At 65.4% G+C, this 19,998-nt stretch carries 13 protein-coding genes, 1 tRNA gene and 1 pseudogene; 1 reads left to right on the top strand and 14 read right to left on the bottom strand.

The window, feature by feature from the left end; translation table 11 throughout:
• Positions 1 to 30: 30 nt before the first annotated feature.
• The 4 genes from Phou_RS44155 to Phou_RS44140 all read right to left on the bottom strand — a co-directional run bounded on the left by Phou_RS44155 (position 31) and on the right by Phou_RS44140 (position 3,501).
• Entirely contained in the window at positions 31 to 1,362 is a 1,332-nt protein-coding gene (locus Phou_RS44155) for a tyrosine-type recombinase/integrase (RefSeq protein WP_246274574.1), read from the bottom strand.
• A gap of 525 nt (positions 1,363 to 1,887) precedes the next feature.
• Entirely contained in the window at positions 1,888 to 2,109 is a 222-nt protein-coding gene (locus Phou_RS44150) for a hypothetical protein (protein ID WP_173069848.1), read from the bottom strand.
• A gap of 103 nt (positions 2,110 to 2,212) precedes the next feature.
• Positions 2,213 to 2,500, bottom strand: a complete 288-nt coding sequence (locus Phou_RS44145) for a ribbon-helix-helix domain-containing protein (RefSeq protein WP_218579588.1) — start codon at positions 2,498 to 2,500, stop codon at positions 2,213 to 2,215.
• A 98-nt stretch (positions 2,501 to 2,598) separates the two neighbouring features.
• Complete coding sequence (locus tag Phou_RS44140; protein WP_218579587.1) at positions 2,599 to 3,501, bottom strand: HNH endonuclease; 903 nt, start codon at positions 3,499 to 3,501, stop codon at positions 2,599 to 2,601.
• A gap of 402 nt (positions 3,502 to 3,903) precedes the next feature.
• On the opposite strand from Phou_RS44140, the gene Phou_RS44135 reads away from it, so the two are divergent.
• Positions 3,904 to 3,977 (top strand) — tRNA-Arg (locus Phou_RS44135).
• Positions 3,978 to 4,457: 480 nt separating this feature from the next.
• Here the strand turns inward: Phou_RS44135 and Phou_RS44130 are convergent.
• The 10 genes and pseudogenes from Phou_RS44130 to Phou_RS54030 form a co-directional block, all read right to left on the bottom strand.
• The gene (locus tag Phou_RS44130; protein ID WP_173069844.1) at positions 4,458 to 4,658 is read right to left on the bottom strand and encodes a hypothetical protein; all 201 of its coding nucleotides are present in this window, start codon (positions 4,656 to 4,658) and stop codon (positions 4,458 to 4,460) included.
• Between the two features lie 32 nt (positions 4,659 to 4,690).
• Positions 4,691 to 5,524, bottom strand: coding sequence for an IS21-like element helper ATPase IstB (istB, locus tag Phou_RS44125; protein ID WP_173069842.1), 834 nt, complete (start codon positions 5,522 to 5,524; stop codon positions 4,691 to 4,693).
• Positions 5,521 to 7,176 carry an IS21 family transposase gene (gene istA, locus Phou_RS44120; protein WP_173069840.1) on the bottom strand — a complete coding sequence of 552 codons (1,656 nt, stop codon included), beginning with the start codon at positions 7,174 to 7,176 and terminating at the stop codon, positions 5,521 to 5,523. Before istA ends, istB begins: the two co-directional genes overlap by 4 nt.
• 708 nt (positions 7,177 to 7,884) lie before the next feature.
• Complete coding sequence (locus Phou_RS44115; protein WP_173069837.1) at positions 7,885 to 8,685, bottom strand: hypothetical protein; 801 nt, start codon at positions 8,683 to 8,685, stop codon at positions 7,885 to 7,887.
• Between the two features lie 295 nt (positions 8,686 to 8,980).
• Positions 8,981 to 10,971 (bottom strand): annotated as a pseudogene (locus tag Phou_RS44110) (protein DpdD).
• Complete coding sequence (gene dpdK, locus Phou_RS44105) at positions 10,968 to 11,483, bottom strand: phospholipase D-like domain-containing protein DpdK (protein ID WP_173069833.1); 516 nt, start codon at positions 11,481 to 11,483, stop codon at positions 10,968 to 10,970. The pseudogene Phou_RS44110 and the gene dpdK overlap by 4 nt, the downstream one beginning before the upstream one ends.
• A complete protein-coding gene (dpdJ, locus tag Phou_RS44100; RefSeq protein ID WP_246274572.1) occupies positions 11,483 to 15,949 on the bottom strand; it encodes a protein DpdJ in 4,467 nt (1,488 codons plus the stop codon). Before dpdJ ends, dpdK begins: the two co-directional genes overlap by 1 nt.
• Positions 15,946 to 16,632 (bottom strand): hypothetical protein, encoded by a 687-nt coding sequence (locus Phou_RS44095; RefSeq protein ID WP_173069831.1) that lies wholly within the window; start codon positions 16,630 to 16,632, stop codon positions 15,946 to 15,948. Before Phou_RS44095 ends, dpdJ begins: the two co-directional genes overlap by 4 nt.
• Positions 16,629 to 19,685 carry a protein DpdH gene (gene dpdH, locus Phou_RS44090; RefSeq protein ID WP_173069828.1) on the bottom strand — a complete coding sequence of 1,019 codons (3,057 nt, stop codon included), beginning with the start codon at positions 19,683 to 19,685 and terminating at the stop codon, positions 16,629 to 16,631. The genes Phou_RS44095 and dpdH overlap by 4 nt, the downstream gene beginning before the upstream one ends.
• Positions 19,678 to 19,977 (bottom strand): hypothetical protein, encoded by a 300-nt coding sequence (locus Phou_RS54030; RefSeq protein WP_246274570.1) that lies wholly within the window; start codon positions 19,975 to 19,977, stop codon positions 19,678 to 19,680. The genes dpdH and Phou_RS54030 overlap by 8 nt, the downstream gene beginning before the upstream one ends.
• Positions 19,978 to 19,998 lie beyond the last annotated feature (21 nt).

Here is a 19,998-nt window from a genome sequence, read left to right as displayed (position 1 = left end):
CGAGCGGGTGGACTGGTGGCGTGGTCGGGTTCAGGCGCTTCGACCGCCGGCTTCGGCGATACGCCGTGCGACGGCGTCAGCCGCCTCACGGTGTAGATGCTTGGACACGGACTGGTACGCGTCGCGGGTCAGCGTGGATGTGGAGTGGCCGAGTTGCTCCTGCACGACCTTGATGTCTATGCCGGCGTCGAGGGCCATGGTGGCCGCGACGTGTCGTAGGTCATGCAGCCGCACTGGCGGGAGGTCCGCGTCGCGGACCAAGCGGCGGAACCGCGCTGAGACCGCGTTGGGATGCCACGGCTGTCCGTCGGGACGGACGAAGAACAGCCCGGTGGCGGGCCAGTCAGGGCCGGCGGCGAGCTGCCGGGCCGCCCGGTGGGCCTTGTAGGCGGCCAGCGCCGCGAAGGTATCTGCATCAAGGACGAGGAGCCGGTTGCTGGCTCTGCTCTTGGGCGGTTTCTGGCAGATCGTGTTGCCGAACGCGGTGATCTGGTTGTTGATGACGACTTCGCGTTTGGCGAGGTGGACGTCGCGGTCGCGTAGGCCACATGCTTCGCCGCGGCGGGGGCCGCGGTAGGCGATGAGGTGGAACAGGGGGTGCAGGTCCGGGTCGTGCGCGGCGGTATAGGTGAGGAAGCTGATGAGGTGCTCGCCGGTCCACACCATGACGGGACTGGGCACTGTTCCGCTCAGACGCCACTCGGCGACGCGTTCGTCTTCCCAGATCATGGGGAGCGCCCGACGGTAGGGCGTCTTGACCAGGGTGGCCGGGTTCGTCCCAGCGATGAGTTCCTCCGCGAGGGCGTCGTTGAGGGCCTTGCGGAGCGTGCCGCGGATCCGTTGCAGGGTGCCTGGACCGGTTATCCGCCTACCTGTCGCGCCGATGCGAACCTGCGGGTCCGGGCTCGCTTTCGCGGCGAGCAGCTCGGCGTTGGAGGTTTGGATTGCCTGGAGCATTGCTCTGATGTGCCGTGGACGGATTTTGTCTACAGGCAGGTGTCCGAGGTGCGGGATGATATGGACTCGGATGTGTGACTCGTAGCCGGCGACGGTGGTGGCCTCGACTGTGAGACCTGCTAGCCATTCGGTGAGGTATTCGGCCAGGGTGGGAATTCCGGTTAGGGAAAGGTCAGCGCGGATTCGCCGACGTACGTCCTCAATGTCGGGCAAAGGCTGACCCGCTCGGATCGTGGCAAGCAGCAGCTCAGCGACATCATCACGGCGAGCCTGGTCGTGCCCGGCGAGTCTGAGCACGTCCCGGGCAAGGTCGAGTGTCTCGGTGGCCTCGCTCCTGCTGCCGAAGCCGCCGCGGCGGAGCTGTCGCCGTCCCCCGTCCAGGCGACGGGGCAACTCAAGCTGCACATACCACAGTCCGTGCTCAGAACTCCAGGAACCGCTGCTACGCCGCAATCTTGGACACGCCCGACCCAACACTCTTCCAGTCAGTGCGTCGCGGCATACGCATCGTTTATACAAGGATCCGTTGATCACAGCGTCAGGCCTTTCTGTTCCCAATTGGCAGCGCACTTGGGCCCGCCAAGCGCCAATTGGCGCTCACCTCAGGTCGAGCGCTATTCAGCGATTGATCAAATGCACTATTTGCCGTGTAGGTGAATGCCAAATGTATAGGCAGGTTTGATGGTCGGTCTCCTACCGCAGCGTCCCGGCTTCTTGAGACTTGATGCGCGCGTCAGATGGAGCACCAGAACCTATGGGATAATTTAGACACTACCCACTACCCGCCCCGGGCTATCCCAACCTGGCGAACCTCGGCGGTCGTGTTCGGTCAGGGCGGCTCGGCCGTCACCAGGTCCAACGACACCACTGCGCCCAGGCGGCGGGCAGTCACCCGAGGGCAGGTATCGTGAGCCTGCCGGCCCTCGTACCTCAGGAATAGAGCAACGGCTTCTCGCCATGGAGAGCGTCATCGGTCCCGACGAGCAGCCCGAGTCGCCCCGTCGAGCCGGCAACGCCCGACAAGTAACGCCGCCGCTCATCAACCGTCTCGTAGTACAGCGCTGGTTCGAACGCTACAGGATGCTGAACGGCATCGATGGCCCGTCCACCGAGATGTACGTGTTTGCTTCCGGCGATGAGCAGGCCACCCACAGGTGGCGGGGACCGTGCGTGCACCTGATCTCGTAAAGCAGCGCCCGCCGATGGCAGCGGCAAGAGTGCGCGCCAACGCGAGGACGCGAGGAACTGTCGCTGTTCAGGCATCCTCGGGTGTATGCCTGGCCAGGAACTCGTCGACTGCCTGACGGATCAAATCTGAGCGTCCCGCCTTGTCGTTACCCGCCAGCTCGTTTAGCCGCTGAACTGCCGCCGCGGAGAGCCGTACTCCGGTCACGATCATCGGTATTCTCTCCGGGTTCGGCACCGGACCGAGGTCCGGACCTACGGCGGCATCGCGCAACAGTTCCGAGATGTCCCCTCCGCCGTCGAAGTAGGCCACCAGCTCTTCCCGACTCATCGTCCTCGGGTCCCGGTGCACCGTCATCGCGTCCCCCTCCATCCACTCGTTCGCAACCGAGCTGGCCCGAACGGCCTGTGGCGCCCGATGTCGGCACACGACGGCGGGCTCGTCGGCGTCGTGGGTCAGGCGGCGCGGAACTGTACGTAACGTTCCTCCAGCCGCTCGGGGTCGGGGTGGTCGCGGCCGGAGCGGGGCAGAAACATCTTGGCGCCGTGCATTTCCTGCAGGCCGTGGCGCAGCATCGGCCCGTCGATCTCGGTAAGAATGTCCTGGCGGACCTCCACGACGCGGTCGGGTCGGATGCCGATGATGTCGGCGTCGTATGCAGCGTGGTGGATCTTGCACATGGCCAACCCGTTAGGGACGACCGGCTCACCGTGCGGGTGATGGTCGGGCAGGATGTGTGCGGCGTCCAGCAAGGGCGCGTGCCGCAACCGGCACAACGCGCACCGCGACTCGTAGGCGCGCAGGACCTTGGGACGGAACAGCACCTGGTGTAGCCGCTGCAGGGTCAGCCGGCGGGTGTAGCGGCGGTCCAGTGGCGTCTCGGCACTGTCGTCCTCGTCGTTGGGGTACTGGCCGAGGTCGACGCCGAACTCGTGTGCCGACTGGTCTTCGTCCACGAGGTACACCGGGTAGATGGCTTGGTAGACGCCGCGGGCGACGGGATAGAAGTAGGCCAGCGGGGCTTGCCGTCGCATCGCCTCACGCAGGGCCCGGTTATCCGGGTGGTTCGGGTCGGTGCCGCGCCACTTGTAGCGCAGGCTGCCGTCTGGGCCGACCTCGTCGGCGTAGGGTGCCGCAGCACCGGGCGGGGTCCAGGTGGTGCGGATAGTCAACGCCGCATCGAGTTGCGCCGGCTTGCGGATGCCGGGCTGGACGATCAGCCGCATCGGGGCGTCCGCGAACCTGAACGAGTTGATCACATCGGAGGGGACGCCGTCCGGGTGAGCGGCGCTGACCCGGGCCAGATGGGCGAACATCGCCGCGCGCAGCTGCGCGTCCAGATCTCCACTGCCGCCCACACGAGCTTTATAGTCCACCGCCGGCGGGCGGGGACTCGGACACGCGGCTGTAATCGATGGGCGTCCGGCGGCTGCAGAGCCTTTCGGTGAGACGTCGCCGGAACCGCTCGGTCGGAGTCCGGCATACCGCGCCCGCTCTGGTTCGGCGACACGTGCAAAGGAGTGCCTCGTCGAAGCAGTAGGTCCACGTGTGCTCGGACGCAGCGGCAATGGAGAGCAGCGCCGACCGGTGGCCGTCGGTGACGATCCGCAACGATTGGCACCAGATCCAAGATCGTCTTGGCGTCATCAGCCTGACCGGTTTCGTGCTCCGCCGGTCGGCGGTGGGACGGTCCGCGGCCGTCGGCGCTTGTCGCTCCCCGGTGACCATCAGCAAACGCTGGCAGGTAGCCTAGGGAGCCGCGCCCTCGTAGCTCAGGGGATAGAGCATCGGTTTCCTAAACCGTGTGTCGCAAGTTCGAATCTTGCCGGGGCACTCCTTTGGTCTAGCAAATGGCCTCTGAACTGGCTTTACTTGAGTTGGTCGATCGGTCATCGTAGACAGTGATGTGCCGCCCGGGCCGCCGTTAGCCGCCCATCCACAAATACGTGCAATGATCTTGGTCAAGTTTTCCCAGGTCAGAGTGCATGCGATACGGAGCCGCGGCAGGTGACGGCCCCGTACCCCGTCCACCGCACGGCGCAAGAGCCGCCTCGATCCGGCCATTCATGATTCCCCGGTTCCCGTCGATGCACCTCGCGTAGACCCGGAGCAGCACGTCGGCAGAGTGCCCGGCTCGCTCAGCGTCGGGCGCCGGGACGCCCGCGTGGTTGTGACGGTCATTGGTGGCCCCGTCGGGGCAGTGGTGGGTGGCCCCGGTGGTCGTGGACGGTTGGTGCGAGGTGACGGTGCGCGCGTTCCGGGTGTTGTGATGAAGGCTGATATGTGGGGCGGTTGATTTTGGCCCGGGTGGGGGTTAGGAGGGTTGTTTTCGGGGTTTCTGGGTGGCGGGTTCGCTGGTTTCGGGGTGCCAGTGATCGATGTCTTCGGGCCAGGGGGCGGGTCGGCCGTGGTCGTCCCAGAAGCCGGTCTCGGTGCCGTTGGCGGCGAGGGCGGCGTTGCGCCTCGCGCGTTCGGCTGGGCCGGGGATGGTGAGGTCGCCGGGTGTGTCACTCATGCTGCGGTCCGCGGCCAGGGGTGGTGCTGTTGTCAGTGGCGAGGCTGGGTCTGTTCGACGATGGTGGTTCTGGTGCGGGCGAGGCGGTAGGACTCGGTGCCGGTCTGGATGATGTTGCCGCCGAAGGTCAACCGGTCAACGATCGCGGCGCAGAGCCTTGGGTCGGTGAAGGTTTTGGTCCAGCCGGAGAACGCCTCGTTGGACGCGATCGCGACGGAGGCCTTTTCCTCGCGTTCGGTGAGAACCTGGAAGAGCAGTTCGGCGCCGCGTTTGTCGAGTTCCATGTAGCCGAGTTCATCGATGCAGAGCAGGTCGACGCGGCCGTAGCGGGCGATGGTCTTGGTGAGCTGCTTGTCGTCGGCGGCTTCGACGAGTTCGTTGACGAGTTTGGCGGCCATCACGTAGCGGACCCGGTAGCCGGCCATCGCCGCGGCGGCGCCCAGGCCGATGAGTAGGTGGCTCTTGCCGGTGCCGGAGTCGCCGATGAGGCAGAGTGGTTCGCCGTTGCGGACCCAGGCGCAGGACGCCAGCGTGTGGATCATCGCGGGGTTGACAGCTGGGTTGGCTTCGAAATCGAAGTCCTGCAGCCACTTGTCACGGGGGAAGCCTGCGGCGCGGATGCGCCGTTCAGAGCGGCGCCGGTCCCGTTCGTCGCACTCAGCGAGCAGCAGTTCGGCCAGGAACCCGCGATAGGTCAGCTGCTGGCGTTTCGCGGCGTCGGCGACGTCACCGAAACGGCCGCGCAGCGTGGGCAGGCGTAGTGCCCGGCAGGCTGAGTCGATCGCGGCGTCGGCGGCCTGTTCGGTCAGGCCGCGGCCGCGTTGGGCGAAGCCGGCGGCCAGAGTCGTGGCGCGGGTCGCGGTCATGACACTCTCCCGGTGGACGGCGGCGCGCCACCAGCGCGTCGCAAGGTGAGCAGCTCGTCGTAGCGGGCGACGCTGGGCAGCGGCCGCGGGTCTGGTGGCAGGCCACCGATCACCGCGGCCGGGTCGGCCAGACGGCGTTCGGTGAGGCTCACGACCTGGGCGACCGGTTGATCCGACGGTGGCCAGAGCGGCTGGGTCCGGCGGGGTGACTGCTGGGTGCGTTTGCGGGCCTCGACCGCAACCACGTCAGCGGTGCTCGCGCCGACGCGCAGCGCGGCTTCCAGCCCGGTGACAACGTCGGCGTGGGGCAGGTGGCGGTGCAGCAGCAGCACCTCGACCAGGGCCCGGGTGCCGCCGGCGTCACCGTGGACCCGGCGGGCGGCGGCCCAGAACGCGTCGTGGGCCGAGGTGAACCAGCCGTTGGAGCGGGCCTGAGCGAGCACGGTCGCGCCGGGCAAGGCACCGGGTTTGCGGGTGAACACCTCCAGGTAGTGATCCAGCACCAGCGTTTGGGAACCCTTGACCACCGAACGCGCGTGCCGGGCCACCTCCCGCCGGCCGTCGAAGATGACCAACTCGGACGCGCGCAGCAGGACCCGGACCTGCCGGCCGATCAGCCCAGCGGGCACCGAGTAGTAGCAGCGCACCGTGACCCGGGCGAAGCGGTCGACCCGCGGTTGCAGCCACTGCCCGGTCTCGAAGGCGTCGCTGGGCAGCGGGCGCAGCAGTGGCACCTCGACGGCGAAGTCCTGCCCGATCGTGCTGGTCTTGCCGGTGATCCGCCGCGCGTCCTCGGCGGCGTCGACCTCGTCGATGACCGTGTTGAGCACGGCCAGGCTGTCGATCACCGGCATCGGGGTCAAGTGGGTGCGGCGGAACCGGCCGACCTCGCCCTCCACGCCGCCTTTCTCGTGCGCACCCTCGATGCCGGGGATGCAGTAGAACGGGTCGAAGCCGTAGTGCGAACGGAACGCGATCCAGTGCTCGGACTCGGTGCGGTTGCGGCCCAGCAGCACCCGCGACACCGCCGAGCGCAGGTTGTCATAGCGGATCTGCCCGGTCGGCACCCCGCCGATCGTGGTCAACGCGTGGACGTGACCCTCGATGAACGCCTCCTGCCCTTGAGAGGCGAACACCCGATGCACGGCCTTGCCGGAGAACGACAGCCGGAACGCGAACAGAAAGCACTTCGTCTTCTCCCCGGCCAACTCGACCCAGACCTCGCCGAAATCAACCTCGGCCTCCGCACCGGGCGCGTGCGACTGCAGGATGAACGCCGCCGGGCGCGCCCGGCCGGCCAAGGCGGCGATCTCTGGCCTACGCCGGCGCACATAATCACGCACTGCCGAGTACGACAGCCCAGTCACCCCATGCTCGCCCAGGAGCCGATCATGGATACGCCGAGCCGTATGCCGCTGCTTGCGCGGCGCATCAAGATCGACCCGGAGCATTCCGTCAATCACCGACCGGACCGGATCAAGCTTCGGCGCCTGAGCCACCCGAGGCTTCCGCGGCGCCGGAACCGCCGACCGCAAAGCCTCCCGCACGGTACGCCGATGCACCCCATGCCGCTCAGCCAGCGCACGGATCGACAGATCCTCCCGACGTGCGTCACGCCGGATCGCCTCGAACAGCTCCACCCGGGATCTCACCAGGCCCCCAACCACCAACCGACACGAAATCGCAGACACTCAGCCTGACGGTGGGGCCAGGATCAACTGTCACGAAACAGCGCCCATGTCACCCGGGTGGGGCCAAACATGACCGTCACGAGTTACCAGCAGACCAGGACCGGGGCCAACAAAGACCGTCACACCAATAGATAGCCATCAACAAAACCGGGGCCAAACATCAACGTCCCGGTGGGGCCAACGAACTCGGTCAGAACCAGCCCGCGTGGCGAGGATCGGCCGACCGGCGAGAGGCGACTCCACCCGATCCGGCGGCAGGCCCAGCGCCCATGCGTCGTCCCACACGCGTGAGTACGTGGAGGCGGCGGCGACGTTCCCGTGGTCGCTGCGGTACCGCCGGCCGTCGTCGGCGACGCCGACACGCTCGATGTGCTCGTGGAGGATCACCACCGGCTCGGGAGGGATGGGCACCGCCCGCGTCTCCGTCTCGGCTCGATGCTTGAGGCCGCGGTCGTTCGTGGACCTCACCGCTGTCGGTGTAGCGCTTGCCTGCCGCCGACCGAGACTTCTCTACCATGCGATGGCCCCAGCCCTCAGCGGGGAGACTGAAGGCACGTTGCCGATACCCGGCGCCTCGCCCGGGCGGAGAGCTGCGAGGTACAGGCATGCGAAGAATGGATGCCGACGAGCAGAAAAAACTGCCCCACCAGTTGACCGACGTCGACAGGCCTAGTTTTCAAAGATTGCCAGGATATTCAGTCCCGGACCGCGTTTCAACGTACCGACGACGCGCAAGCCATGTTCGTGTCCCCTAAGCACGGTGGAGTACGCATAGATTCCGGTTTCGTATCGCCCGCGACCACGTACCGAAAGGTGAAGAGATTCATGCTCGGTCATCGGTAGCCGATAGTCTACCCATCGCGGCAACCCACCCTCCCCGATACCAGACTCGAGCACATTCATTGCGACGATGGGCTTGTAGTTGTTGGAATACCATTTCCAGTATTCACGAGTAGCGTTCGAATCATCTTCTGCCGGATACGTCGGCGGCAAGGTCCGAACCGTCTTAGAAATTCCTCCAGCCAACTCGTCGAACAGCGTGACAACTTTTCCGTTAGCATGCTCGACTGCAAGAGGAATAATTGGCAGCCCGGCAGGAACCTCGAAGAACACGAGGGCACGGGGTAACTGAGTAACATAGGCTGCGTCAAGCACAGGCCCATAGTCGTCAGCCCCGATGGAGCAAACCCTGTCGGGGAGATTCGCCGAGTAGTGCAACGCAAGCTGGATCAACTGACGATGGGGGGTCTTGATCGGACGAAGTTCAATGACATCGCCTCTTTCCTCTTGAGTGGAGCGCTCTTTACCGCGCGTACCCTCCACATTTGCTCGGGCATCAAGAAACGGGAAGATGGTCGCAAGCAAGGCGGACGTTCCCAATCGCAACCCCGCCTTACCGGTTACGCTCGTCTTGCTAAGCTTCATATCTTTGGTGGAGATCGATATTTTATCAGTTTCACTCTCGGGCATTACGACGGCATCATAGAAGGCCGAAACTTTGCTCCGAATCTATGAAAAGCGGTGCATCCGCAAGCCATGCAAGCGGCACTTCGGAAGAGTTCGAATGGTTTGCGGCAACGTCTCCCATTTGAGCACCCCTTCACCAAATCGGAAGTAGCAGGTCATGCACTTACACTACCTACCGCGCCACAGGCGTGCCTAGGAGCACCATCTTTCGTATAGCGCGTGGAGTCGAATCCACTGGACTGTGTTGGGTTGGCTGACGCATCCGGCAGCCTCAGAGCCCGCCGACATCGACACTTGGCTATTCGGTCTGTCGGCGAGTGATGGCTAGCGTGGCAGCGCGTAGCAGCGATGCTGATCCACTGCCGTCGGCTTCCCGCACTATGGCGTCTGGCCTGCAGTGGGCGCGGATGAATCCGGTCGCGGCGTGGGTGGCGCATCGGGTGGCCATGACGATGGCGTCGGCCTTGCGGATCCATTGTTTGAACTGCCGGCTGCCGACGTGGTCGTGACTTGCGGTCACGGTGACTTGGGGGCTTGCAGTTGGAGTTCTGCGCGCACACGATCGAGGACCTTTTCGTCGAGGGAGTACAGCAGCAGTTCTTGTGTCGGTACGTCCGGTAGAAGGTTGATCGTGCCGTGATCATCCTGCCGAGGCCAGGTCAGTGTTGCGCCCAGTTCTGCACTCAGCCGTGCCGCGAAGGTCAACTGATCGGCATCGAGCCGCTTGGGATGGTCAGACAGTGGCCGTAGAAGTTGGTAGGCAAGCCGAAGCCTCGCCTCTTCGTCCGGGTAGGGGGCGCTGGCTAGGAGGTCGGCGAGGTCGAGCACAACTGTGGCGCGGTCGGGTCCGACCCACCGGGTTGCTTCGGCGGCCAGGTCGTCGAGCAGCCGCGCATAGGTCGAAGCGTCTGGGCTGGCCCGGAGGAATATCTCCGCCAGCGCAACGATGCCGGCGAGATCACCTGGGCTGAAGCGATCATGTGTGAGGGCGTTGCTGAGGAACTCGCGGGCCGTTTTGGCGGCTGGTCGTCGGTACTGATCCGAATCGACGAAGGCGCCGACCAGGTGCCAGGCGTGTCCCGCCGCTTCGTCATCGAGTTGCTCGAGGGCGGCGGCGATGTCGGCGTCGGCGTCGGCCGCAGCGGGCCAGGAGCGCCACAACTCCTGGTCGATGATCTCGCGGTTTGCTTCCTGCCCGGCGAGGCTGGTGATGCACGCTAGCCAGGACTTGGGGAGGGCTGGGGTATCAGGTTCGGCCTGGTCGCCATCTGGCAGGCCGTCGGCTTCTAGGGCTGTTAAGGGCTCCCGGTAGTGAATAGCGAGGCCGGGAGCCAACCGCTCCACCGCGGCGAGCATTTCTGGGCTCTGGCGGAGGAACTCGCCGATCGGGGTACTGTCGGCGATCCAGGCGGCCATGGCGAGCACCGTCAGAGATTCTGGGCTGAGGTCGGTAAGGGCTCCTTCCATCAGCGCCGGCACCAGGGTTCCTGCCTCGATGAGACGCATTCTGGCCGTTTGCAGGTCGCCGGTGGACAGGGGTTCAGCGAGTGCCGTTGCGTACACCGCGCCGAGGATCGCGTTACGCACTGGGACGGGTGGCCGTGTGGTGGCGACGTCGACAAGATCGGGCAACCGCAGTAGCTCGCTGCTTCTCCCAAGTCGTGCGAGCCGCTTGATCCTCAGATGGCTAAGGTTGTTGGCGTTCAGCCCCCCGGTTGCGGTGAGCTGGTCGAGGACCTCGGCGGAGGCGGCGTTGGCACCTGAGGCCAGCGCGATCTCGAACTGTGCCAGGAGTCGACCTACCGGGACCGGTGCGTGCCAGGATCGGTGTGGCCGCACGGCGAGGGTCTGCTGCATTAGGCGTAGGGCGTCCCACATCCTCTTTTCGACAGCCCGTGGGCTTTCGATGACGAAGATGAGGCGGTGGCCAGCGAAACGGACGACGGCCTGATCGATTGGGTCCTCGTCAGCCAACTGTGTCGGTAGGCCATCGAACCGCGCGTAGGTGGGACCGACGAATGCTTGAAGCAGTTCGGACACTGCGCCGGCGTGACGGGCATCCCGCGGGATGACGTACGCGGCCCACTGGCGCGTTTGCGGGTTTTGTCGCGGCAGGACGATGGGAACGCCGGCGCCGTGGCGAAGGACCTGAAGGTACGGGGCTAGGCGGCGGCCGATGGCCGAGTTCGGGTCGCGATCCGACCACACCGGATTGGCGGGGCCGAAGAAGGCTTCGATGAAGATGTCGACTGCGTGGCCGTAGTCGCCGACGTTGGGTTCGGTGTTCATGCGTCGGCTCCGAAGCGTCGACGCAGGTCAACTCGTGTATTCGCGGCGACCTGGTCGTTGATCTTGTAGGTGACCGCCTCATCGTTGATCTGCATCCCGCGGACCGTCAGGTTCATCGATCCAGTGAGTAGCCAGTCGTCGCCACAGAAGGTCTTTTCGTGTACGTCGTCGTCCTGGACGACGTACACGTTCTCGGCCTTTGCTAGGCGCCGCAGGCGGCGCAGGAAGGTGTCGTTGTGGGCATCGGGACGGGTGACGACATTTAAGGTCGCACCGCTGTGGGTCAGCAGTGCGAGCACCTCTGACAGTTGATACATGCGGTTGGTTGCCTCGATGAAGACGCTGTCGTATCCGCCGGTGGTGTTGTCGATGGCGTTGACATCGCTGATCCACGGCGAAACCAGCCACAGGATCCTGCTGGGCGACACAAGTTCGGCGACGAGGACGGTGGTCAGGATCTTGTCGATGCGTAACCCTGTGGTCCGGCCGGTACGCACTACTCGTTCCAGCATCACTGTAGTGCCTCGCGGATCTCGATATTCGCCCGGAGTTGGCCGGCATCGCGGACCACGGTGGTGACCTCCCCATATACCCGCAGCACGTCTCGGTCGATCGCGACCGCGGGTACGGCCTGCAGGGCGGCCCTGAACTCGCGTGCGTGACTAGCCGGTGCGACGAGAGTTAGGGCGCCACGTTTACCGACTTCGGTGGTGTACTGCTTCAACCATTCCGGGTCTGTGACTTCGACGGTGGGCAGCCGTTCGTCGTGGGCGGCCTGGACCAGAAGCCGGTCGATCAGCGGTGGCCCGGCGTAGGGCTGGTAGTGCTGCAGGTGCTGGGCGCGGGCACGGTTGCCGCGGGGCCACAGCAGGCTGAAGACCTGGTCGGCGGTGAGGTTTGGCCCGCTCAGACCGGGCAGGGTCATCCGGCCGGCACCGACCAGGTACGCCAATGTCGTGGCGTCGATCTCGATACCGAGTCGCTCCTGTAGCGCATCCCATTCCCGTACCAGGGCCAGGGTGGTGGTGTCCGTGGCGCGGGTGCTGCCTGGTCGCAGCAGTCGCGCGGAGAGGGCGGCGACCGCCTGATGGCGGGGGTAACCGTCGAGCGCGGTCCACGCCTCACGCAACTGGCGCAGGGCGGCGTCCGCGTCGTGCGCTGATCGCGCCTGGCGGAGCGAGTCCATGGCCTGCGCTGCCGCACCGGTGGGGTGGGTGACGACGTGCTCGAGCAGGCGTACAAGTGACTCGTGCACGTGTTCGTAGTCGCTGGGGCCGAGTGCGCTGTCGACGAGCGCCCAGAAACGGCGCGGATCTTGCGCGTAGTAGATGGCGAACTGCTCAACGATGCCTAGGCCGCCGAGTGAGGTCTCGCTGAGCCAGATCGTAGCGGCAGCGTCGGGTTGGGCCGTTCCCTGGATGTCAACGATGAGGTCGCGGTCCTGGGCATCGGGGCAGGCGCGTTGCGCCGCGGCGAGGATCGCGGCGGCGATGGTGTCCTGGTAGACCCTGCGGGCGAGGTTTGCGCTGCTGGCGGTGACGTCGGCCGCCCACAGCAACCGTCCATGGTGGTCCAACCGCTCGATGACCCTGGCGTCGTGGCTGAGTTCGGTCAGTGTGGTGACGAGCCGCTCGGGCGCGGTGCTGCCAGGGGTGGCGTCTCGGTACAGCACACGCAAGATCTCGTCGATGTCGGCTCGCCACGCTCCGCCGCGTAGCGCGGAGTGAATTGTTTCGCTGCTCTGGTCGGCGCGGTGAGGTTGTGTGGCGGCGAGTGCGTACGCGGTGGTGTAGACCAAGCTCAGCCAGGTGCGTTGGAAGGTGTTCGCGACTTGGTCGAGTTCAGTGTCCTCAGCAAGGGCTGTCGTGAATGCGAGTAGGCGCCACTGCGGTGAGCGCAGGTAGTTGATGACCGTGTCGCGTTGCAAGTCAAGGGGTGCGAGACGAAAGCTGACCGCGTCGACGGTGAGGCGGAACCCGAGGGCGGCTGGTTGGCCGTCGAAGGTGTAGCGGACGCTGCTGGCTTCAGTACGGTTCGGGCGCGTGTACGTGGTATCGCATTCGGCGCCGATCGTCATGCGTCGGACTTCTGCCGAGTTGCCGGCGGCGCTGGTAGCGAACCCGACGGAACTGATGCGTGTGCCCCAGGCGGAGGGCTGCGGGACATCGGCCGCGAACATGCCGCTGGTAGGTGCGAGCACCTGAGAGGCCCAGTTCGGGATGCCCTGTGATCGGGTGTCGATATCGGCTGGTGGTCGACGCAGAGCGATCACGTGGGGTCGTAGCACCTGGACCGGTGGGTGGCCGTCTGGGCTCCAGACACCTTGTGGGGTGAATGCGGTGACGAACCTTCCGATGTCGAGGTTTCCGCCTGCGGATGCGTCGGGTAGCGCTACCCAGGTTCTGTCGTCGCTTCGACGGTATCCGTAGCGGCGGCTGACCTTGCCGGGCACGGCTTCGCGAAGTGCCCGTTCGATCGAGAGGGTTTCCTCCTCGTCGGTGAATGGCATTTCGAGGGTAACCTCGGGAACGTTGAGTGGTTCATACAGTGTTCCGGTGAGGAACTCGGGCAACAGGCTTCTCGGGTGCGCGCCAGGATCGACGGCTGCTGCGGGCCTCCAGGCCGAGCGCAGTCGGCGTAGCGCGGTTGGCACGACTCCCAGCAGGAGCGCACGGGGCTGTTCCCATAGCAGAGCTTGGGCTTCGTCCTGGCTGATGTCGAGAGCGCGACGCAGATGGTTGATCAGATTGTCTTGCAGCGCCGCGTCGGTGAGCAACTGCTCCAGAAGGTTGGCCAGCGGGGTGACGTAGTGGTCCGGTATCGGCCGGCCGCCGGGCACGGGCGCGGTCAGTACACGGCGCACATCGACGTGGTGCTGGCGCAGCATGGCGGCGAGCCAGTCAAGCATGGCCTGCGTGCCCTGGATCTTCAGGACGAAGCGGTTGCCGATGGGCAAGCGGGTGGCGGTGAGCTCGGGTGAGAACAGCGAATCGTATGCCTGGTAGGCCAGTCGGTCCCGGCCGTAGTCGGACAGGGTCACCACAGTCCAGGGCCGTGTGCCGCGGCGGCGGCCTGCCCGGCCGCGGCGTTGGATGAACGCGGCGGCGTCATGCGGGGCCTTGTGTTGAAGGACGAGTCCAACGCGGTCGTCGTCGTATCCAACCTCGAGTGACGCGGTGGCGACGATGAGATCGGCGTGTTGGTCGACGCCGGCGTCCTGCGAGGAGGTGCGTCCGATCTGGAGTTCGCCGACAGTGGCCATCGGGTCGAGGTCTCGGCCGATTTGCTTAACGAGATCCCACGACTGGCCGTCGGTGTACCTTTCGCTCCAGTGCTGCGCGTCGGGCGACCGCAGCCCTGCCAGCACGTTGCCGGCTCGACGTGTGCTTCGGCCGCCCTGCTGCCCTTCGGCGTCGCGCAGGTCGTCGTAGAAGCGGTTGGTCACGTCGAGGTCGTCTGTGAAGAGGAACCCCCTCGACCCGTGCTGGAACTCGCGGCCGGGCAGGTCCAAGACTCGGCCGTAGAGCATTGCGGTCTGTATTGACGTGGACAGTTGGCTCGCGCCGGACACCGGGTCGGAGCGGAGCGCGATGGCGTACTCCCGTCCTTCCTCCTCGAAATCGTTAGCCCCGGGGGTGATGTAGTCCACCGACGCGTCGGGCAGACCGGTGAGTTGCCCGAAGAACGCGGCGGCGTCGCGGAGGGTGGCGCTGAGCCCGACGATCGTCACCGGGGCACGCAATGCGTGGCGCCATCGGCGTAGCAGCAGGCCCACCTGGGCGCCGTGCATTCCGGTGTAGGTGTGGGCCTCATCGAGCAGGACGAGGCTGGGCCGCCGTGGTCCGAACCAGCCGAGCAGGGGCCCGAGGCCGGGATCGGTGGAGTTGCGGTTGAGCATTTCCGTGGTAGTGAACAACAGGTCGGGTGGCGACTGCCGAAGCGTGTCGCGGGTGAGGACCAGATCAGAGATCGTGGTGCCGCACGACGCCGTGGTGCACTGGATCCGCTCGCGGTTGTCCCCGCGGTCCTGCCTGCTCCACACCAGTTCTCCGCCGCATGCGGGGCATCTCAGGTAGGGGCAGAGCAGGTCGGTGCCACGCTCGGCCCAGCCGCGCCTGAGATGTGCCGCGGTGCCGGACTCGAGTTGCTGGAGGCTTTGGGGGGTGTCGCCGTAGAGGACGCCGATCCGCAGGGGGCGAGCGCCGCGCTGCTCCTGGGCAGCGTTGACGCGCATCGCGGCCTTGACTGCCTCACGGAGCTGGTCGCGGAGCAGTTCGATGCGGGGGTACAGGGCAAGGGTGTGCACGCCGGTGCCACCTGCCCAGGCACGGCCTGCCATCGCCAGGAAGGCCGGTAGGTAGAAGGTCAGCGTCTTTCCACTACCGGTGCCCGCGCCGACGATGACTCCGGCGTTGCGGCCGGCTCTGATAGCGCTCATGATCGCTGTCGTGCCGTCGACCTGGAAGCGGGCCAAGGCCAGGTCGCCCAACTGTGCTCGGGCGATGGCGGCGTCGTGGTCGGACCAGGCCGGTAGCCCGGCGAGTGTGGTCAGCGCGGCGTCGACTGGGACGTTGCGACTCGGGTAGCGGCGCCGGCTGACCTGCAGCCGGAAGTCGGCGACAAGTGTCCGGCCGTTCAGCCACCACCGTGGCGGTGGAGCGGCGGGCTGACGCAGTGAAAACAGTTGCCGGAGTCGGCTGGTGAGCCGGACCGTCTCGCCCATGCGTGTGCGGTAGCGCTTCGGAGATGTGTTGGGCACCGAGAACAGCAGCGCGGCGTCGAGCAGAGCCTCGCGGACCTGGTCGACGCTGGTGTCGGTGGGTGCGTCCGCGTCGCCGAGCCGTTCGGCGATAACGGTCATGACCTCGTCGTGAGCCAAACTGCCCGTGGTGACGCCCCACGTCAGTAGCGGCAGTTCAAGGTCTTCCAAGTCATCGAGAATCCTTGACAGGAAGCGACCGTCACGCCGCTGTGTCACCCACTTCTCCTTTGTACTTCGATCTGATCGGCGACCTCGTACCGACGCAGCAGCGCGATGTCGTCGTCCGACAGGTGGGCCAGCGTCGTCCGCTGCCCGAGGCGAGTCAGCAGCGTTTGCAGTTCGGGTGCCGGATCCTTGAGCGCATCAAGATCTTCCTTAAGCCCAGCGTAGACCGCGACGAACTCGACCACGTCGGAGCGAGAGGGGACATCGTTCTTGCCGACCTTGCTGAGCTTATTCAGTCTACCCAACCGCGCTTCCTCCGTGCGCCGCTCCACGGGGGGAAGCATGACCATGCGGTGCAGTGCTAGTTCCGCCATTCGCGCGGTAGTCCATTGTGACCACGCCTGCGACAGGCTGAGCTGCACGTCGCGGCGGACCGCCTCAATTTTCTCCTTTGCGGCTGTGAGGGCTCGCACGGTGGGCAGCCCGGCGTCCCCGGCCGACCGTTCGAGCGCCTCACGTCCTTGGTCGAGTCGAACTGGAGGCAAGTCCACGGCCTGTTCACGAAGGCGATCCGATGCACCCGATGCCGCTTCGACCTCGTCAAGGAGGGCGTTAAGTTCGTCCAGCCTGGTCAGGATCCGTTTGGCGTTCTCCTCCCCCGCTGCGCCAACTCGGAGTCTTTCCGCTTGGGCGCTCAAATCCCGGGCCTTGTCCAACACCGATCCGGGGTTCACTGCACACCTCCACCAAGGGCGCTCCAGCGACGGAGGAACTCCTGCACCCGCACGGCGGCGATCGCGCCAGATCCGCCAGCCCGCTGTTTGGCTGTGGCAAGTTGTTGCGTCAGCCAGGTGTCGCTTGCGGTCAGGAACTCACGGATGACTGCCAGATCGTGTCCTCTGTAGGCTGTCACCAGCTTCAGCGTGGCCCGGTACCGGGCATCTGTATCGGCTTCCGACTCGATTTGGCCCAAATGACGTTCGAGTCGATCAATTCGACGCCAGTCGCAGCGACGAGCGGCCTCAACGACGTTGCGGAAGGCTGCGAGATCGTCGGGTCCGAGCCCTTCGCGAAGGCCGTCGTCAAGCGCCTGCTCGACCGCGGTCATGGTGTCGCTGCCACTAACGCCAGTGGGAAGTCCGCGCCGGATGTCACCAAGCTCCTCGCGTAGCCGCGCGGCCTGCGCCTCGACGAGGCCGGCGAATTTGGCGAATCCGGCTACGGCCTCCTTAGCTACCCATTCCGGCAACCGGTCGGGTCGCCAGACCCACTCCTCGGCCGCTCGAGCAAGCAACGGCACAACCCGGGCCGCGTCCACCACGCGTACGTCTCCTCGGGTACCGCGGCGATAGCCAACGCTCTCGCGGAGCCTCGCAACGAGCTCGAGGCGTGCAGCCCGGTGGGCCTCCCACAACCCCACCCACGGCGCAACGCAGCCGTCCACGTCGCTGCGTTTCCACGAGGCGCCGTCGTCGAGGACAGCGTCAAGCAATTCAGGACTTGCCATCTCTGGCCATGCACGGCCAGAGAGAACAGCGCCTAGCAGAGAGGCGCGCATGGCGGTGACGAGATCCTCGTCGGAGAATGACCTGGCCCGGACTACGGCGCGCTGCAGGTCTCGCTGATGCCGGCTCGCGATGCGGTGCAGGCGCCGGATGGCACCCGCGTTCCCGACGGTCATGCCGTTGGCAGCCAAGAGTAGTTGCTGAAAGAAGGTGGCATTGCGCGCGTTTCGGTCGAACTTGATCGGTGCGTCGGTGGTGCCGACCATGCCTTCTCCCTCGGCATCCTTGATCGACACCACTGTGGAGCGTGATGGCCACGCTTTATCCAGTTGTGCGGCCAGTGGCTCAGCCATCACCGGCTCATTCCACGCGCACTGGCTCACCACCGCCTGCTTGATGATCCTTCGCAACTCCAGCGCCGTGCCTTGCAGTAGCTTTCCTTCGCCGCCTTGCCAGTTCTCTAGGTCGTCGCACATTTTACGCACCCGAGGCGGCAGCGAATCCAGTCCCGAGGGATGCGTGGCCGCCGCGGGTTCGGTAGCTGATCTGCCGGCGGCTGGACGCTGCGGTTCGCGGATGATCCGATCTGGTCGCTCGGCGAGGTCAAGTAGGCTGATACCGAAGGCGTGATGTAGGTCGGGTGGAAGATTGACGAGTTCCTTGGGAGCGTCGCCCCAAAACTCCAAGAGGGTCTGCCGGCGCTCACTACCGGTTGGATCAAGTTCGTCGATCTGTGTTTTGACAGCGCCGTAAAGGAATGTTTCTCCCAATCCCGTTGCGGTAGGGTAGTCTTCGCGGAATCTCGCATCTGGGAACGTTCCCGCCGCGAGCGACTCGGCGTGTTCCAAAAGTACTGGTCGAATGACTTCACCGATAACGGCGCGAGGGTTGAAAGACTTTGGACTCTTGTGTGCTGGCCGCGCGCGTATTGCCCGCCGCAGCGCAGACCAGTTAAACGGATATAGCCCGTGTCCAGCGGTCGAGACGCCAAACGTCGAATGACAAGGCTGCTTGTACGGGCAATCGTCGCATTGGTTGGGAACGTCGGCACCCGCCCCGACGCCGACCTCCTCGATCCGCTCGCGGCCCACCCTGGCTGCGTTGAGGTAGCGCCCCACAAAGGCGGCAACCTCCGCTTCTCCTCGTTCTGACACATCGAAGACAGCGTCGAGATCGTAGATGTAGGGCGTTGCTGCCTTTGCACGTGTTAGGACGGTTTCCTCGAGTCGGTCGAAGTAGCCCGGGGTGACGGCCATCAGCGTGCGTACGGGGGCGAGCACGGTCTTGCCGTCGCGTATACCAACCTCGATAAGGGCGTCGAGAAGGTCCCGTTGAACGCCTTGTAGGACCACAAAGTCCTCGATGAGGAGTAGCAGTTCCTTGCCTTGGAGGGCGTACTGTCGCCTAACTTCGAGCATCGCCTCCTGAAGGCGCCCACCGCCAATGTTCCATGCCCCAGTGACAGCCGTCGGCAACTGTTCGGTGAGGATCTCTGCCGCGACGGGTTGCAACTCAGGTTTTCCATATAAATGTCCCAACACCTGGCGAGCCTTGTCCGAGGCCAGCTTGATATCGGCCACATCAAGGGGAAGATCATCGATAGTGAAGTGGGACGGCCGGTCGTTGAGTCCGTCGTGCTGGTCTGACAGGAGCGCGGCGGCTAGGCGTGGGATTAGTTTGCCGGGTTGTAGCAGGTAGTCACGAATGTAGGGATCGAGCAGCACGGCGGCAAGCCGATTAGGTCCTGCAAGCATCCTGGCATGGCCTGGTTTGGGTTCCGCAGTGCTCACTGCTTCAGAGAGTTCGTTAATCAGCCGGCGTTCGAGGGCGGCTTGGTCCAGTTCGGTGCTCATCCGATCCACGTCGGCGCGCAGCCGAGCAATTTCGGGGCTGTCGATGTCGGGTTTATCGAGCAAGGTCCGGACGACGGCGCGGAGGCTGGTGCTGGTCTTGGGCAAGTAGACGATAGATCGTGTGGGGGTTTCAGGCGTCTTCTCATGGACCCATCGCACCAGGTGAGACTTGCCGGCGCCCGACTCGCCCACAACTGGCATGAACAGGACTCCGTTGGCGGTCGGCCGGTTCAAGAAGTCGCTGCAAACCTCTTCTTCGGTGACCTCGGTAGTGCGGGCGTCGGCGCGGCCCTCGGGGTGGCGCCGCCGGATACGCAGTGGTGCGTGGGTGGCGAAGAAGACGGCCCGAGACGGTGAAACCGCCTCGGTGTTGATGGTGTGCCCTGCGGTGAGGGGGGACCAGCACAAATACTGCCGGAAGTCACTCATCGATGGGCTCCAGGATGTCTAGGTGCGTCACCCGCCGGGTCCCGTTTGCTTGGTCGGGGTCGACGAGCAGGACTTCGTCGTCAGCGTCGGAGCGGCGATGCAGTTGCAGCCATCCGTACTCGTCGGCGCAGAGCAGCGCAAAGGATAGTGTCGCGGACACGTCGGGAGCGTCGGCTTCCAGGCCGAGTGCCACGCTGTAGCGCCCGCCCGGCAGGACGGGCAACTCGTCGATGACGGCGGCGACCGCGTCACGTGCGGGTAGGCGCGTGCCGGGCGACCATTTGGCTTGCATTGTTCGCCGCACTGCGGTCGT

It is taken from the genome of Phytohabitans houttuyneae (assembly GCF_011764425.1).
Lineage (GTDB): Bacteria > Actinomycetota > Actinomycetes > Mycobacteriales > Micromonosporaceae > Phytohabitans > Phytohabitans houttuyneae.
Note: the sequence above shows the minus strand (reverse complement) of the source record. Positions and strands in the feature narration are given on the sequence as shown.

What these genes read in the sequence shown, in the direction of transcription:
- Phou_RS44115 (WP_173069837.1), bottom strand. Translation starts at nt 8,685, where the DNA reads ATGCCCGAGAGTGAAACTGATAAAATATCGATCTCCACCAAAGATATG.
- dpdH (WP_173069828.1), bottom strand. Translation starts at nt 19,685, where the DNA reads ATGAGTGACTTCCGGCAGTATTTGTGCTGGTCCCCCCTCACCGCAGGG.
- Phou_RS54030 (WP_246274570.1), bottom strand. Translation starts at nt 19,977, where the DNA reads ATGCAAGCCAAATGGTCGCCCGGCACGCGCCTACCCGCACGTGACGCG.
- istB (WP_173069842.1), bottom strand. Translation starts at nt 5,524, where the DNA reads ATGACCGCGACCCGCGCCACGACTCTGGCCGCCGGCTTCGCCCAACGC.
- dpdK (WP_173069833.1), bottom strand. Translation starts at nt 11,483, where the DNA reads ATGCTGGAACGAGTAGTGCGTACCGGCCGGACCACAGGGTTACGCATC.
- Phou_RS44130 (WP_173069844.1), bottom strand. Translation starts at nt 4,658, where the DNA reads ATGAGTGACACACCCGGCGACCTCACCATCCCCGGCCCAGCCGAACGC.
- Phou_RS44145 (WP_218579588.1), bottom strand. Translation starts at nt 2,500, where the DNA reads ATGACGGTGCACCGGGACCCGAGGACGATGAGTCGGGAAGAGCTGGTG.